Source organism: Hymenobacter arizonensis, assembly GCF_900115775.1.
Lineage (GTDB): Bacteria > Bacteroidota > Bacteroidia > Cytophagales > Hymenobacteraceae > Hymenobacter > Hymenobacter arizonensis.
The window spans coordinates 634,645-650,298 of the sequence record NZ_FOXS01000001.1 but is presented as its reverse complement, the minus strand read 5'-3'; the positions used below and the strand labels follow the sequence as shown (position 1 = coordinate 650,298).

General features: G+C 60.9%; 13 protein-coding genes. 6 read left to right on the top strand and 7 right to left on the bottom strand.

Translation table 11 applies throughout. The annotated features are described in order from the left end of the window. Positions 1 to 147 precede the first annotated feature (147 nt). On the top strand, positions 148 to 2,454 hold the full coding sequence (locus BMZ66_RS02745; protein WP_092668699.1) for a T9SS type B sorting domain-containing protein: 2,307 nt from the start codon (positions 148 to 150) through the stop codon (positions 2,452 to 2,454). 22 nt (positions 2,455 to 2,476) lie between these two features. On the opposite strand, the gene BMZ66_RS02740 is transcribed toward BMZ66_RS02745, so the two are convergent. From BMZ66_RS02740 to BMZ66_RS02730, 3 genes are all read right to left on the bottom strand, one after another. Beyond that, positions 2,477 to 3,130 (bottom strand): cytochrome c oxidase subunit 3, encoded by a 654-nt coding sequence (locus tag BMZ66_RS02740; protein WP_092668697.1) that lies wholly within the window; start codon positions 3,128 to 3,130, stop codon positions 2,477 to 2,479. A gap of 82 nt (positions 3,131 to 3,212) precedes the next feature. Further along, positions 3,213 to 3,551: a hypothetical protein gene (locus tag BMZ66_RS02735; protein ID WP_092668695.1), complete on the bottom strand. Its 339-nt coding sequence runs from the start codon at positions 3,549 to 3,551 to the stop codon at positions 3,213 to 3,215. Continuing rightward, a complete protein-coding gene (locus tag BMZ66_RS02730; protein WP_092668693.1) occupies positions 3,544 to 3,807 on the bottom strand; it encodes a hypothetical protein in 264 nt (87 codons plus the stop codon). The genes BMZ66_RS02735 and BMZ66_RS02730 overlap by 8 nt, the downstream gene beginning before the upstream one ends. 165 nt (positions 3,808 to 3,972) lie before the next feature. Here BMZ66_RS02730 and BMZ66_RS02725 point away from each other — a divergent pair, with 165 nt between their 5' ends. After that, positions 3,973 to 4,785 carry a TapB family protein gene (locus BMZ66_RS02725; protein WP_092668691.1) on the top strand — a complete coding sequence of 271 codons (813 nt, stop codon included), beginning with the start codon at positions 3,973 to 3,975 and terminating at the stop codon, positions 4,783 to 4,785. Between the two features lie 51 nt (positions 4,786 to 4,836). Here the strand turns inward: BMZ66_RS02725 and BMZ66_RS02720 are convergent, their stop codons facing one another. Then, complete coding sequence (locus BMZ66_RS02720; RefSeq protein ID WP_177204567.1) at positions 4,837 to 6,213, bottom strand: M23 family metallopeptidase; 1,377 nt, start codon at positions 6,211 to 6,213, stop codon at positions 4,837 to 4,839. Positions 6,214 to 6,359: 146 nt separating this feature from the next. Between BMZ66_RS02720 and BMZ66_RS02715 the strand changes: the two genes are divergently transcribed. Together BMZ66_RS02715 and BMZ66_RS02710 are read left to right on the top strand one after the other, a co-directional pair. Then, positions 6,360 to 7,211: a hydroxymethylglutaryl-CoA lyase gene (locus BMZ66_RS02715; RefSeq protein ID WP_092668687.1), complete on the top strand. Its 852-nt coding sequence runs from the start codon at positions 6,360 to 6,362 to the stop codon at positions 7,209 to 7,211. 11 nt (positions 7,212 to 7,222) lie between these two features. Continuing rightward, positions 7,223 to 7,981 (top strand): (Fe-S)-binding protein, encoded by a 759-nt coding sequence (locus BMZ66_RS02710; RefSeq protein ID WP_214606943.1) that lies wholly within the window; start codon positions 7,223 to 7,225, stop codon positions 7,979 to 7,981. Between the two features lie 277 nt (positions 7,982 to 8,258). Here BMZ66_RS02710 and BMZ66_RS02705 read toward each other — a convergent pair whose 3' ends face one another. After that, positions 8,259 to 9,986 carry a T9SS type A sorting domain-containing protein gene (locus tag BMZ66_RS02705; protein WP_177204566.1) on the bottom strand — a complete coding sequence of 576 codons (1,728 nt, stop codon included), beginning with the start codon at positions 9,984 to 9,986 and terminating at the stop codon, positions 8,259 to 8,261. Positions 9,987 to 10,865: 879 nt separating this feature from the next. Beyond that, complete coding sequence (gene dapA / locus BMZ66_RS02700) at positions 10,866 to 11,750, bottom strand: 4-hydroxy-tetrahydrodipicolinate synthase (protein ID WP_092668681.1); 885 nt, start codon at positions 11,748 to 11,750, stop codon at positions 10,866 to 10,868. Between the two features lie 131 nt (positions 11,751 to 11,881). Between dapA and BMZ66_RS02695 the strand changes: the two genes are divergently transcribed. Next, positions 11,882 to 12,808, top strand: a complete 927-nt coding sequence (locus tag BMZ66_RS02695) for a polysaccharide deacetylase family protein (protein ID WP_092670228.1) — start codon at positions 11,882 to 11,884, stop codon at positions 12,806 to 12,808. Between the two features lie 106 nt (positions 12,809 to 12,914). On the opposite strand, the gene BMZ66_RS02690 is transcribed toward BMZ66_RS02695, so the two are convergent. After that, positions 12,915 to 13,118 carry a hypothetical protein gene (locus BMZ66_RS02690; RefSeq protein ID WP_092668679.1) on the bottom strand — a complete coding sequence of 68 codons (204 nt, stop codon included), beginning with the start codon at positions 13,116 to 13,118 and terminating at the stop codon, positions 12,915 to 12,917. A 338-nt stretch (positions 13,119 to 13,456) separates the two neighbouring features. On the opposite strand from BMZ66_RS02690, the gene BMZ66_RS02685 reads away from it, so the two are divergent. Then, positions 13,457 to 15,631, top strand: coding sequence for a bifunctional alpha,alpha-trehalose-phosphate synthase (UDP-forming)/trehalose-phosphatase (locus BMZ66_RS02685; RefSeq protein WP_092668677.1), 2,175 nt, complete (start codon positions 13,457 to 13,459; stop codon positions 15,629 to 15,631). Positions 15,632 to 15,654 lie beyond the last annotated feature (23 nt).

The window sequence follows — 15,654 nt, the reverse complement described above, 5'->3', positions numbered from 1 at the left end:
ATCCGAAGGTAGACCGGGCATCGCCCAAAACGCTGCCTGCCTAAGGGCGCCGGGCCATTTGGAAACGCTCAGCCAAGGCTATAAGTTGACTGCTGCATCCGTATATTTCGGCTTAATCTGGAATAATTACGCTTTTTCCTCTACCCGATGCCATTTCGCCTTTTTCCCCTGCGTCCGGCGTGGCCAGCAGTGCTGCTGTTTTTGTGCACCTGGCTGCTGTTGGCCGGGCCAGCACAAGCCACCCACATTGTAGGGGGCGAAATGGAACTGGTGCATAACACCGGCGACTCGTACACCCTGATACTTAATCTGTATTTTGATGCTGCAAACGGCAGCCCCAGCGCCCTCGACGCCGACCTGACGGCCAGCATCTTCGAGAAAGGCTCCAACCAGCGCGTGACTAACGTGCTGCTTCCCCTCACCGCCAACACCTTCGTCAACTACACCAACCCGGCCTGCGCCAAGCCCACGCTCAGCACGCGGCGCTTGGTTTACAGCAAAAACATTACCCTGCCACCCGGCACCTACAACAACCCGCAGGGCTATTACGTGGCCGTGGAGCGCTGCTGCCGCAACAACAGCATCAACAACATCGTGTCGCCCAACAGCGCCGCCCAAACTTTTTACCTGGAGTTTCCGGCTGTAGTGCGGCGCGGGCAGCCTTTCATCGACTCGACGCCCCGCATTTTCCCGCCGCTGGCCGATTATGCCTGCCGCGACGAACTGTTTTACTACGACTTTGGCGGGCAGGACGCCGACGGCGACTCTCTGGTGTACGACTTGGTGACGCCGCTCAACGGCAGTTCCAACTCCAACGTGCCCAAGCCCGCCGCCGCATCTGCGGCGCCCTATTCACTAATTACCTGGCTGCCGCCCGCGCCCACCATTCCGGGTGTGCCCACTCGCCCCCCCCTGAGCACGCTCAATCAGATTCCGGGCTCCCCCACCCTGAACATCGACCGAAACACGGGCCGCCTCACGGTGCGCCCCACCGACATGGGCTTGTTTGTGTTTGGGGTGCGCTGCTCGGAGTACCGCAACGGCGAGAAAATTGGCGAAGCCCGCCGCGACTTCCAGCTCATGGTGCTCAATTGCCCCACCAACGCCAAGCCCAGTATGGTGCTGCTGCCGACCCCCAATAGCGCGGCCCCCTACCGGCCGGGGCGCGACACCCTGCGCCTGGTGCAGGGCGGCAATCGCTGCGTGCGCGTGCGCTTCACCGACCCCGACCCCAACTCGCGTTTGTCGCTGTCGCTGAGTGCAGTTAACTTCACGGGCCTCATGCCCAGCTTTACCACTGCCACAAGCGGTGCGGTGCGCACCCCCGGCGCGCCCGATACCCTTACGGCCACGCTGTGCTTCCCGGAATGCATCAATACCCAGGGCCGCGTCTTTCTGTTGGATGTGGTGGTGGGCGACGACGGTTGCAGCCTGCCCAAGCGCGACACAGTGCGGGTGGCCTTCACTGCTTCGCCGCCCGCCAACTCGTTGCCCACGCTGGTGAGCACGGCGGGGCCTCCCCTGCCGCTGCGTGTGCGGGTGGGCGATTTGATAACCTTTGATGTGACAGGCACCGACCCCGACAACGACCCCATACAGCTGGAGATGAGCGGGCAGGGCTTCAACCCAACCAACCTGGGTGCCACCTTGTCGCAGGGTACGGTGGGCAACCAGCAGCGCGGGCGCTTCACGTGGCGCGTCGACTGCCGGGCCGTGGGCCCCGACTCGGTGCGCAACTTCCAGTTTACGGCCGCAACCTCGCCGTGTAACACCCGGCAGGCCGTCACTATTACGGTGCCCATTATTGTTCGCTACGACAACCGCCCGCCTACCCTGGCCTCAACCCTGCCGCGGGTAGTGCAGCCCAATACCATCCCGCTGGTGGAGCTGCCCTTAGGCCAGACTTACACCGCCACTTTCACCGGAGCCGACGTAGACCGCGACGGCCTGACCCTATCCGCTACCGGCTCCACGGAAGATGGCTCCGAAGGCTTTGACCTGGCCGCCGCTGGCATGCGCTTTAGCGCGCAAAACGGCGTCGGAGTAGCCACTGGCACCTTTCAGTGGGACGTGAGCTGCGCCGCTGCCAACCTGCGTCGCAACTTGGTCGTGACCTTCCGGCTCGTGGATGCCACGTGCCGGCCCCTGCCGCAGGAGCAGCGGGTGCGCCTGCTGGTGAAAAACCCCGATACCCTGGCGGTGAAGCTCTACAACATCATCACCCCCAACCGGGACGGGAAGAACGATGAATTTCGGCTGCCCGACCTGCCGCCAAACTTTTGCGAATCGCAGTTCAAGAGCGTTCAGGTTTTCACGCGCTGGGGCCAGCAGGTTTTCAGCTCAACCGACCGGGAGTTCCGGTGGCCGGGCGAGGGCAGCGCGGGCGTGTATTATTACTTCGTGACCTACACCGACGGCCGACGCTTCCGGGGCTGGCTCGAAGTGGTTCGGTAGCCCTGCTTGCCCTGTGCAGGGCTTAGTACATGAACAGGAACACCGCAAACAGCACTATCCAGAGCACGTCGATAAAGTGCCAGTAGGTTGCCAACAGCTTGAGGTGGCGGCGGTGGTAGGGGTTGCGGATGAACACCAAGGTCCGCACCGCGTCGCGGTCGGCGTGAACTACGCGCAGCATTATTACCAGCAAAAACAGCATGCCGCCTACCAAGTGCACCACGTGCAGCGCCGAAATCAGGTAGATGAACTGGCCACTGCTGCTGCTGGCCACACCCTGGAAGGGCACGCCGTTCGTCATAAGCTCGCGCCAGCCTAGGATTTGCAGCCCCGAAAACACGCTGCCCATGAGAAGCGTAGCGCCCAGGCAACGGGCAAGGCCGCCCAAATCGTCCTGCGCGTACAAGCGCTGCGCATGCGCAATAATGTAGCTACTGACCACCAGCACAATGGTACTCAACGAGAAGTAGCGCGGCAGCGAGTACAGGCCTGTAGGCGCCCCACTCCGAAGCCGGGTGGCCACGTACGCCACCACCAGTATCAAGAACATTACCGTGATACTGAGCAACGCAAAGTATAGCGCTACCAGCACGGGGGGCATGCCCTCAATGCGGCCAAAAGGCGAGGAGCGGTGCCGGGCCCCAACCTGGTTTTCGTGTTCGTGTTCGGATTTCATCGGGTGGGTAGAGTTTACACCCTTGCAAACTAAACGGAGCAGAATTAGTTGCACTTCCGCCCCGGTTTACCCGAGGAAAATGCTACCGAAAAAACGAGCCGATTTTGCCAAGCACGGCATTAAGCGTGATTTTGGGCGTGCGCTGCACCCCAAAGGTCACGTAGGTTTTGCCGGCCACCCGCAAATCGAGCACCCAGCCCAGCTGTCGGGCCAAGTCGTTGATTTGCTGCATGGGGTCGGGCCCGGGCGGCTTGGGGGCCTTTGGCGCGCCCGGCGGCTTGGGCGGGCCCGCCGTGAGCTGGTCGAGCACTTGCTGGCTGGGAATGTTCAGAATGAGGTAAGTGCCCGCAGCGGCAAGCTGCAGGGCATGGCCGTTCCAGGTGATGACCAGCTGGGCCTCAATTTCGAGGCTACTAGGCACCGGCTTCGGGAGGGCTAGGCGGCAGCTGGTGGATGGGCTGCGGGGCAGCAGCTCCGCTTGGTTGCTGCTCGCCGCGGGTCCGGATGCGGAGCGAGCCGTTTAGTTTCCAGGTGGCCGCGGGGGCGTGGGGGTTTTGCGGGTTGGGCACCTGCAGTTCCATTTGTTCGAAGGCGCAGCTAAGCTCAACACCGCCCGAGAGCTTGCCGAGCAGCGAGGCGGCCATGTCGGCCCAGTTGGAAGAGGAAGAATCAGCCATGGTTGCTGTTGGGTATGGAAGGACGGAGTTCCGGGCTTGCCCCGGATGGCCGCAAAGTACGACCTTGCCCCTGCTAACGCAACGAAACGACTTGGGTTGCCAGCTATGGTGGCTACACGGCCCAGCTTGTACCTTGCTGCATCTTGTCTTTTTTGCTCCTTCGCCATGCGCGTTCCCCTCTCCTTCCCGGTTTTTGTGGTGGCTGTTTTCAGCCTGGCTAGCCAGTCCGCCCGGGCGCAGGCCCTGCCCGATTCGGCGCGGCTGCCACGCCCGGCCGCCGTTTCGCAGCTCGCTTTCGAGAAGACCACCCGTTGCGCGCAGCCCTTTGGCATGCACGAAGGACAGTTTTTTGAATATCAACTGCTTGATGGCCGGGGCAAGCCGGCGGGCACCTGGCGCTATCGGGTGGTAAAAATCAAACAGGATTCTGTGGCCGTTAAAAAGAAAAAGCCCGTGGCCATCACAACGGTTTTGCTGAAAAGCGGCCTCTACGACCTCTCCAACCGCGTGCTGGCCCAGCAAGACCTCACCCACTTTTGCCGCAACGACACCACCTTCACCGACGGCCTTGCTTACATCAACTACGAAAGCCTGAAATCTTTTCGGGGCCGCCGGCTAGCGTACCAAGCTACCCCGCTGGCCTGGCCCACCCAGCCTACTGCTGGCACCAGCCTGGCCGAGGGCGGCGTCGCCATTCAGGTGAGCAGTCCGTCGGTGGCCATCGCCAAGGTGCGCACGGTGGTTCGGCAACGTACCGTCATGCCCGGCACCACGCTTATCACTGTGCCCGCCGGCACGTTCAGCTGCTACACGGTGGAGGGCCAACAGGAAGCCTCCACCGCCGCCCGCGCCGACCTGGTCTTTAGAAACAACGGGCGAGAGGTGTGTTATTACGACCCCGCCGTGGGCATTGTGAAAACCGAGCTTTACGACAAGAACCGCAAGCTGGTGCAAACCAAGGTGCTCACCAAACACTAGCCTTCAGTTTTGGCCTCAGCGGCCCGCCTCCTTGCGCGATGTTTATATACTCTAGATAACGGCCCAACCGGTCTCACCCTCCGGGCCCCGCAGCAAGCTAAAGCCTTCGGCTTGCCCTAGCACTGTGACGGCCGTCTGGGCATTCAAGGCGCCACCGGCTGGCGCTGAGGCGATGGGGTGGGTGCGCAGCTCGGTGGCTGCGGGCAGCACCAAGCGGCGCAGCGGAGTGCCCGCAGCGGCTACCACGGCCTGCGTTGCCACGTAGCCAATCTCGCCGCTGGGAGTTTGCACCCGCAACGACGTGCCCTGCTGGCCCACCACCAGCAACGGCATTTGCTTGGTGAGGCGGGCACCCGCGTTCGATGCCTTCCCCTTTTCCGTGCCGGGCACTGATCGCAACAGCGCATCGGCGCGCAGCCGCACGAACTCGCCCCGGCGGTCGGGCCCGGTGGGAAGCGTGGTTGCCTCTGCCGGGCGGCGCACAAACGGAAACGGGTCGACGGCTCCCTGACCGCTACGGTAAATGCCAAAGTGCAGGTGAGGCACCGTGCCGCGGGCATTGCCCGTGTTGCCAACCAGCCCGAGCGTGTCGCCGGCCTGTACGCGCTGGCCGGGCGTCACCAGCTGCTTGTCGAGGTGCGCATAGTAGATGTGATTGCCGCGCTGGCCATCAGCCAGCCACACCACCCGCCCACCAATGGGGGTTTCGCCGGTGCGGGTGATGAGCCCCGAAGTAGCCGCCACCACCGGCGTGCCGCGCGAGGCAAAAATGTCGATGCCCTCGTGCCGGCGGGCGCCGGCGTCGCGGGCGGCCCCCCAAAAGCTACCCACTGCGGCATCGTTGCGGCCCAGCACGGGAAACACGCTCAGGCTGGGCTCCCGGTTCACGCGCAAGGTGTAGCGGCCCGTGGCCAGCAGCTCGGGCTGCACCCGCAGCAGGTGCTGGCCGTCGGATTCGGCCTGGTAGCGGAAGTCCAGCACCAGGGTATCGGCGCTGGCCAGGGGAGCCGGTGTGCGGCCAGGCACAACTTCAAAGGCATCGAGAAAGACCCGCACGGCGGCTCCGGCGCCCAACGAGAGGCTAACGTGCACCTGCTCGCCGGCGCGCACGGCGTAGCGGTAGCTGGCCGCACTGGGCCGCTCGGGCCGGAAATAGCCGGTTTCGGCAAAGGGTAAAGTCACCACCAGCGAGTCACGCAGGGCTTGCTCGGCGGCCTTAAGCCACGCCCTGCCCGCGGGGCCGCGGTCGAGGCCAGCCTGCTGCAATTGCCGGGCATAAGCCTGGTGCGGAGTCGACTTTTGGAAAAGCGCTTTCAGGCTTTGCTGCTTGCTGCAGCCGCTCAGCACCAGCACGGCCCCGAGCAGCAGGGGCCAAGAATATCCCGGGAGCGGCCGCTTCACCAGCCGCTGAAAAATAGCATCCATCATATAAAGCATGGTTGTGAAACAATGAATAAGCAGGACGGGTTCGCTAGCTATCGAACGCCGGCCCCAACGCGCCTGGCAACGGCGCACGTGCGCCAGGGCTGGGCTGCTACCTTTATGGCCCAGTTCTTACCCCTCCTCCTCCCGCCATGAAGCTCATCGAATGCCCCCGCGACGCCATGCAGGGCCTGCCCGATTTCATTCCGACCGCCACCAAAACCGAGTACCTCAACACGCTGCTGCAGGTCGGCTTCGACACCCTGGACTTCGGTTCCTTTGTTTCGCCCAAAGCCATTCCGCAGCTGCGCGATACCGCCGAAGTGCTGGCGGGCCTGGACCTGAGCAGCACCCCCACCAAGCTGCTGGCCATAGTGGCGAACCTGCGCGGCGCCGAAACGGCGCTTCAGCACCCCGAAATCAGCTATTTGGGCTTCCCGCTGTCGGTGTCGGCCACCTTCCAGCGGCGCAACACCAACCAGTCGACGGCCGAAGCCCTGGCCGATGTGGCCGCCATGCACGAACAGTGCGAACGCAGCGGCAAAACCTTGGTCACTTACCTATCGATGGGCTTTGGCAACCCCTACGGCGACGCCTGGAGCCCGGAAATTGTGACCGATTTCACCGAGCAGCTGGCCGCACTAGGAGTTCGTATTGTGGCGCTTTCAGACACCATTGGGGCCTCCACGGCTGCTACTATCACGCCGTTGTTCTCGGCCCTCATTCCGGCATTTCCCGCCATTGAGTTCGGGGCGCACCTGCACACCACCCCTACAACCTGGCACGAAAAAGTTGCGGCAGCTTACGAGGGCGGCTGTCGTCGTTTCGATGGTGCCATTGGCGGCATTGGCGGCTGTCCCATGGCCGCCGATGAGCTCACGGGTAATATGGCCACTGAAAACCTGCTCCGTTTCATGGCCGAGCAGGGCCAGGACTCCGGGCTAGACATGGCGGCTTTTGCCCGGGCACAGGCTGCGGCAGCCAGCGTTTTTGCTTTCCACTAATGCCGAGCCTCATGCCTGCCACCGTCGACATCTTCATCCCCTGCTTCGTCGACCAGCTCTACCCCGCCACGGCCATGAACATGGTGAAGGTATTGGAGCGGGTTAGCGTGCAAGTGAATTACAATCCCAACCAAACCTGCTGCGGGCAGCCGGCCTACAACGCCGGCTACCACCCGCAAAGCCGGGCCGTGGCCGATAAATTCCTGCAGGACTTTGCAGCCCCGCCGGCCGCGGCAGCCCAAAACACCCTCCCCCGCTATATCGTCAGCCCCTCGGCTTCGTGCGTGGGCATGGTGCGCAACAGCTACAACGAGCTTTTTGCGGGCACGCCGGAACACGGCGCCTGCCAAAAGGTGCAGGCCCGCACCTACGAGCTGACCGAATTTCTGGTGGACGTGCTAGGCATAACGACCATACCCGGCGCCCGTCTGGTGGGCAAATACACATACCATGACTCTTGCTCGGCGCTGCGCGAGTGTGGCATTCGGGCCGCACCGCGCCAGCTGCTTGATGCCGTCTCCGGGCTCGAACGCCTCGAAATGGCCGAAACCACCACCTGCTGCGGATTCGGCGGCACATTTGCAGTAAAGTTTGAAGCCATTTCGGTGGCCATGGCCCAGCAAAAAGTGGAGCATGCCCTCGAAACGGGCGCCGACTACCTCGTAAGCACCGACGTGAGCTGCCTCATGCATCTAGAGGCCTACATCAAAAAGGAAAAGCTACCACTCAAGTGCCTGCACATTGCCGATGTGTTGGCAAGCGGCTGGTAAGCGGCTGGTAAGCGGCTGGTGAGCAATAGGCATAAAAAGGACGTCTTTCTGAGCGGAGCCCCACCATTTGACGTGTGGTACTAACCCACTCGTCTGTCATGCTGAGCCTGCGAAGCATCTTATCACGTCTCAACGATTCGTTCTGCAGAGATAAGATGCTTCGCAGGCTCAGCATGGCAGACGAGTGGATTTAATACCCCACGCGAGATGCCTCGGCTCCGCTCGGCATGACGTTCTGTTTGCCTTTAAGAGCGCTGATTTATCAGTTGCCGCTCCATTAGTTAGCTATGACCAAACGGGTGCTCTGGGCCCCGCTACGCACAATGTAGATTCCAGCTGGGAGCCCGGCTACGGGCAGGGTGGCAGTTCCGTTAGCGCCCACGGCAACAGTCTCCACCAATTGCCCACGCACGTTGAATAGCTGGATGCTGGCACGGTCAGCACCTTTCACGGCTACCGTGGTGCCGGCCACCGCCGGGTTGGGCAGCACCTGCAGGGAGTTAGCTACCGAATTAGCCGCCGAGTTGACCGAAAGAGTGACAACGGGCGAATAGGTTGTTTTCTCATCCAGGTCGACCTGGCGCAGGCGGTAGTAGACCGTGTTGGTTGCGTAGCGTGCCAGGTTCTGGTCGGTGTATTGGTAGGTCTGGAGGCGCGCGCTGTTGCCGTAGCCAGATACCAGGTTCAGGGCGGTGAAGGTTTGGCCGTCGCGGCTGCTCTCGACTGCGAAATATGCGTTGTTCTTTTCCGTTGCGGTGCTCCAGCGCAGCAGTGCGGCAGTGCCCTGCTGCTCGGCTGTGAAGCTCACCAGCGTCACGGGCAGCGGCGCAAATACTCCTGTCTCGAGGGCTCCGATGTTGCCAGCAGCAGACATGGGCGGCGTGGGGTTGCCGGCAAAGTCCCGGGGACCGTGGCTCAGGTTGAACTCCGCCTGCAGGTTGAGGCCGGCGCCCCGGGCGGGCGAGGTTGGCAAAGGCTGGTAGGTGGATGTAGCGCTCGGCAGCTCGGGGTCGGCATAGATGCCGGTGGCGCGGCCGTTGGCTAGCTTCTCCTGGCCGGTGGCGTTGCGCCAGCTGGCAAGGTCGGTATATGTGGTGCCATTCCACTGAACAGACAGCGCCCGCGAATCGCTCCAATACAGGTTACCCTGCAGGCGTACACCAGTTGAAGTACGACTTGTAACAACAGGCAATCCATCACTCGTTTTCAGCACATTGTTGCGGAGCGAAACCTCACTGATGCCGTCGCTGAGAATGCTCACCGCGCGGGGGTACGAACCGTTGGCGGGGCGGCTCAGCAGCACGGTGTTGTTGTGGATGACGGCCCGCTGAATGCCGCCATTTGAACCCGTCGACCAGATGGCGATGGCGCCTTGGTGGTCGCGGCGGGCGTCGTTTTTGCTCACGTTGTAGCGCACAATAAGGTCCGTCATGGGCGGGGCACCGGGGTACTGAGCCAGCAAATAGCCAGGGCCGCCGTTGTCGTGCGAGTAGTTGTATTGCAGCACCGAGTTGGTGCAGCCCCCGTCCAGGTCAAACCCGCCGCCATCGATGGCAGTGCCGGAGCTGTTGTGGTGCGACTCGCATTTCTGAATCACGAGGTTGTTGCAGCACCAGCCCCAGATGCCCACCGGGCCGCCATCGGTGCAGGCATTCAGCCAGCCGTTGTTGTAGGCTTCGCAGTTCTCAACGAGCGCGCCGTCGATGCCCGAGAGCACGATGCCGCTGCCCGTGTGCTTGTTGGGCATGTCGGCACGGCCCGAGTTTTCATAGGCTTTAATATTGCCTACGTACCAGTTGCGGTGAGCCGCCAGGTCTTGCGAAGCCGAGGTCAGGCCGTTTTCACCATTCGCGAAAACTTGGGAGTTGGTGATGCGAACATCGGTGTAGCCGCTTTTGCCCTTCCAACTACTGATAGTAATACCCGTTTTTTGGTAGCCGCTCACGTTCAAGCTGTCCAGGCGCAAGTGCCGCAGGTTGGTATTTGGCGTATCCAAGTAGAACACAACGCCCGAAGCAGCATTTGTGAGGCGGCCACTGCCCTCAAAATTGAGGCGACGAAGTTCGATGCCAGCATTGTTTTCGGCGAAGAACCCAAAAGCCGTTCCGCTGGAAATGGTAGCCCGGCCTGCCCCGTACGTGCTAACTACAAGGGGTAGGTTAGGTGTACCAAAACTCGCCGCCTGCAAGTAGATGCTCCCGTTAAAAGTTTGACCAGCCTCAAACAGTATTTTATCGCCTGGCCGGAACGTTGCTGAGTTTACCCGGCTTATCGAGCGCCAAGCAGTCGTAATAGAAGTACCCGCATTGGTATCGTTTCCCCGAGCGCTGATATAATAGGTTGCGGCACTAGAGGGGTAAACAAGTGCAAATACAAAAAGTGAGAAAAGTATAATTTTTGTCATAATCTAACTCTTGTGTAAATTCAATACACAAAGCTACAATAGAGCCGTTAGATTAAAATATCAACATTTAAGCAGCTTTTTTATAATAATTCAAGACATTTAACTTCATAAAGTTTAAAATTGAATTTCTACTAGGCAAACTTACATAATTGAACCTTTTCATAATAAGTGCAAAAACAGAACACCATTTCATTTTCATACTTATTGGCAACTATCAACTTTATTCTAATAGATATAATATTTTAAATTTCATATTTATAATCACAATCAATTGTTTAACAATTAGTTATACATCTGAGACCAATCGTATTAGTTGACTATCTAACTTCTCTTGGTTCAGCTCATTCAGAACCCTCACGCAAATGCTTGCCAGCACAAATGAAGAAGCCCCGGCAGGCTGGCCTACAAGGGAGCCAGCCCACCGGGGCTTCTGTGTTGATATGCTTCGGGCGTGTACCCTGCCTGGGTTGCGGGCGGTGCCTAAAGTAATTTCCCGATGCGAGCCTTGAGACCCGGCGTGGCCTCGAGCAGCGGCAGGCGCACGGCGCTGCCGCATACACCCAACGCTTCGAGCGCTGCTTTTACGCCCACCGGGTTGGCCTCTTCGTACATGAGCGGATTGAGCGGCAGCAGGTAGAACAGCTCGCGGCGGGCAGCGGCAAAGTCACCGGCCAGGGCCGCACGGGTCATGGTACCAAAACGATGTGGGAAGGCATTGGCCAGCACTGAAATGATGCCCTCGGCACCACAGGCGATGAGGGCGGGCGTGAGCATGTCGTCGCCGGAAAGCAGCATGAAATCGGCTGGCTTGCCCGCAGCAATGGCCATGCACTGCTCCATGTTGCCGCTGGCTTCCTTAATACCGATGATGTTGGGGTGCTGGGCCAGGCGCAGGGTAGTGTCAGCAGTGATGTTGGAAGCGGTGCGGCCGGGCACATTATATAGTATCACGGGCACCGGGCTGGCGTCGGCCAGGCGTTGGTAGTGGGCCACGAGGCCGGCCTGGGTGGGCTTGTTGTAGGCGGGGCTGGCCGAAAGCACAGCCGCAATGCCGGTGAGGTCGGTGCTGCGCAATAGGTCTACGGCGGCGGCGGTGTCATTGCTGCCAATGCCGTACACCAAGGGCAGCCGGCCGGCCACGTGTTCTTTGGCCACGCGCAGGAGCTCGGCTTTTTCATCGGCCGTGGTGGTGGGCGACTCGCCGGTGGTGCCGTTCACCACGAGGTATTCCACGCCGCCTTCTATGCAGAAGTCAAGCAAGCGGCGCCACCCGGGGTAGTCCACTGCAAAATCGGGGGTGAAGGGCGTGACCAGGGCCACGCCCGTACCATGAAAAGCAGGAAGACGGGTGCCAGAGTTGTTCATGCAAAAGGATGGGGTTAGTTTTGTACAAAGGTAGGGGCGCGTCGCACGCGCCCGGCGCAATGCCCACGCTGCACTTCTCCAATTTTATAGCTGCCCCGCCCGGCGGACGCGTGCGACGCGGCCCACTCCCCATGAAATTTACTTCTGCTTCCCTCCTTCTGGTGGCCCTTGCCGTGGCTGCCTGCGATTCCAAAACCGCCACCACCGGCGAAGCGGCCGTTAGCTCCGCCACCGTTGAAGCCATTGCCGGCACCGACCCCGCCGAGGCCGGCACCTCGGGCACCCGCGCCACCGCACTCGACGAAGCCAACGCCACGCCCGCGCCCGACCCCAGCACCATTCCGGTTGCCAACACCCGCAATGCAACCGCTATTCTGGCCCGCCCGCAAGTGCCCATCTTGTGCTACCACCAAATTCGCGACTGGACAGCCAAAGACTCGAAAGGCGCTAAGGACTACATCATTCCAGTGGCTCAGTTCAAGGCCCAGATGAAGATGCTGGCCGATTCCGGCTACCACACTGTGCTGCCCGACCAGCTCTACGCCTACCTCACCACGGGCGCCCCGCTGCCGAGCAAGCCCATCATGCTCACCTTCGACGATACCGACCTCGACCAATTCACGGTGGCCCGCCCCACGCTGGAGCAGTACGGCTACAAGGCCGTGTACTTTGTGATGACCGTGAGCATTGGTCGCCCCCGCTACATGACCAAAGCCCACATTAAGCAGCTCGCCGACGAGGGCAACGTCATCGGTTCGCACACCTGGGACCACCACAACGTGAAGAAGTACCAGGGACAAGACTGGGTGACTCAAATCGAGAAACCCACCAAAACGCTGGAAGACATCACGGGCAAGAAAATCAAATACTTCGCCTACCCCTTCGGCCTCTGGAACCCGGAAGCTTTCCCGGAGCTGAAGTCGCGTGGGTTTGTAGCGGCATTCAGCCTAGCCGAAAAGCGCGACCAGAACGACCCGCTATTCACCATTCGGCGCATCATCGCCAGCGGCTACTGGACCCCCAAGACGCTGCGCAACAACATTGTGCAGTCGTTTTAGCATTGGGTTAAGACAGCATCGTTCTTAATCGAGCACGAAAAAGGCTCCGTCCTACTGGGACGGAGCCTTTTTCGTGCTTGCTCCTTAGCAGGCTAGCGTCGGTCAGCTAGCGCTTTTCCCAGCGCTGGGTAAACTCCTGCTTGCTGCAATACATCCACCCCTTGGAAACCGGGTTGATGATAACCACCTCGGCGGGGCGTTCGTCGTCGGGGGGCGTCATGCCTAGTTCAAGCTCGTATTCCTGGCCATGGCGGAAGCCGGCATAGCCGTCCATGCCGCGAAATGTGTACTTCTTTTTCTGAAATTCCATGTCGCAAAGGTAGGGGCGCCTGACGAACCTTTTCTCCCCTTCTCACTGAATATGGGCATGGTGAAGGTCCGCTTCCAAGCCATTTTGGATGAGGAAATCATAACAATAACCGGCTCCAAAGCTGTTTGTCAGTAACAGCACGAGAAGCAAGGCTCCGCTTCACCCAAGGCAAGCGGCCACTTCTGATTTCAGGCTGCCGAAGCTGAATTGGCTGGCCTACTGGCCATGCCCGGCTGAGCAGAACGGATGCCGCAGAGCCTGATGCTGCTAGCCCTAGAATTCGGCTAAATGCTCTTCTCTACCGTAAGCTTAAGCATTAACCATCTGTCCAGCGCACTATGCCAAGAACCGTAATCGTCTCCAACCGCCTGCCCATTAAAGTCCAACGTACCGAAGACAACCTCACTTTTCAGTCCAGCGAAGGCGGACTGGCTACGGGGTTGGGCTCCATCTACCGGGCCGATGGCAATGTGTGGGTGGGCTGGCCGGGGCTCTACGTGCAGGACGAATCGGAGGAAGAATACGTGCGGGCCCAACTGGCCGAAGACAGCATGGCGCCGGTGTTCCTGACCGAGTCCGAAATCCGGGACTACTACGAAGGCTTCAGCAACGGCACCCTTTGGCCCACCTTCCACTACTTCGCGCAATTGGCCGTGTACGACGATGCCCTTTGGCAGGCCTACGTTGCGGTAAATGAGAAATTCTGCAAGGCCGTGCTGGCCCAAACCGGCCCCGAGGACACCATTTGGGTGCACGACTACCAGCTGCTGCTGCTGCCCGAAATGCTGCGCAAGGCGCGGCCCAACGCCACCATCGGCTTCTTCCTGCACATTCCGTTTCCTTCCTACGAATTGATTCGGGTGCTGCCCTGGCGCGATGAACTGCTGCGCGGCATGCTCGGGGCCGACCTCATCGGCTTCCACACCTTTGGCTACATGCGCCATTTTCTCAGCGCGGTGTCGCAGTTGCTGGGCCTGGCCAACCACAACGGCCAGATTGAGACTCCCACCCGCACGGTGCTGGTCGACGCCTTCCCCATGGGCATCGACCACGCCCGCTATGCCGAAGTGGCGGCGTCGGCCGCGGCCCAGGCCCACGTGAGCGAATACCGCGAGGCCCTGCGCGAGGTGCGCGTGATTCTGTCAATCGACCGGCTCGACTACACCAAGGGCATTGCCCAGCGCCTGCGCGCCTTCGAACTGCTCCTCCAACGCTACCCCGAGTGGCGCTCGCAAGTGAGCCTGCTGATGGTGGTGGTGCCCTCGCGCGACCAAGTGGCGCAGTACGCATCTCTTAAAGAGGAAATTGACGAGCTGGTGGGCCGCATCAATGCCCAATACCGCACCATCAGCTGGAACCCGGTGCACTACTTCTACCGCTCCTTCCCGCTCGATGAGTTGGCGGCGCTCTACAGCATGGCCGAGGTAGCCATGGTGACACCCATGCGCGACGGCATGAACCTGGTGGCCAAGGAGTTTGTGGCGAGCAAAGCTGACCAGCGTGGGGTGCTCATTCTCAGTGAGCGGGCTGGGGCGGCGCGGGAGCTTTCCGATGCCCTCATTGTTAACCCCACCGACACCGGCCAGCTGGCCGAAGCCCTGCATGAGGCCCTGGTGATGCCCGAGGAAGAGCAGATTACCCGCATGGCCAACATGCAAGCGCTGGTGCGCCAATACGACATCTTTGCCTGGACCAAGCTGTTTATGGACCGGTTGGCCTATGCCAAAACTCAACAGCTCTCGCTGGCTACTTCCATGCTGTCGCCTACGGTTGTGCAGAAGCTGGAGCAAGCCTACCAGCAGTCTCAACGCCGCCTGTTATTGTTCGACTACGACGGCACGCTGGCTCCCTTCCACAGCAACCCCCAGCGCGCCCAGCCCGACCAGGAACTGCGCCTGCTGCTGCGAGCCCTCAGCGACAACCCCCAAAATCGGGTGGTCATCATCAGCGGGCGCGACCGCGAGACGCTGGAAAAGTGGCTGGGCCACCTGCCCATTGACTTCATTGCCGAGCACGGCGTGTGGCTGCGGTCGGCCGGCGACGAGTGGAGCCTGTTCCAGGAGCTGCGGGCCGATTGGAAGCGCGACATCCGGCCGGTGCTGGACTTGTACGTGAGCCGGACTGCGGGCTCCTTCATCGAGGAGAAAGACTACTCGCTTGTCTGGCACTACCGCCGCGCCGATGCCGAGTTGGCCGCCGGCCGTGCACGTGAGCTCACGAGCCACCTCACCTTTATGGCTTCCAACACCGACTTGCAGGTGCTGGAAGGCAATAAAGTGGTTGAAATCAAGAACGCCGGCATCAACAAGGGCACGGCGGCGGCGCGTTGGGTCAGCACCCACCACCCCGACTTTATTCTGGCCCTGGGCGACGACCGCACCGACGAAGACACGTTCCGCGCTCTGCCCGCCGATGCTTACACCGTGAAGGTGGGCAGTGCGCCGCGCTCCCTGGCCCGTTTCCACGTGGCCGGCACCACCGAGGTGCGCAACTTGCTGCGGAAGCTACTATAAGGAGTACCGCCGATGTCACTGCC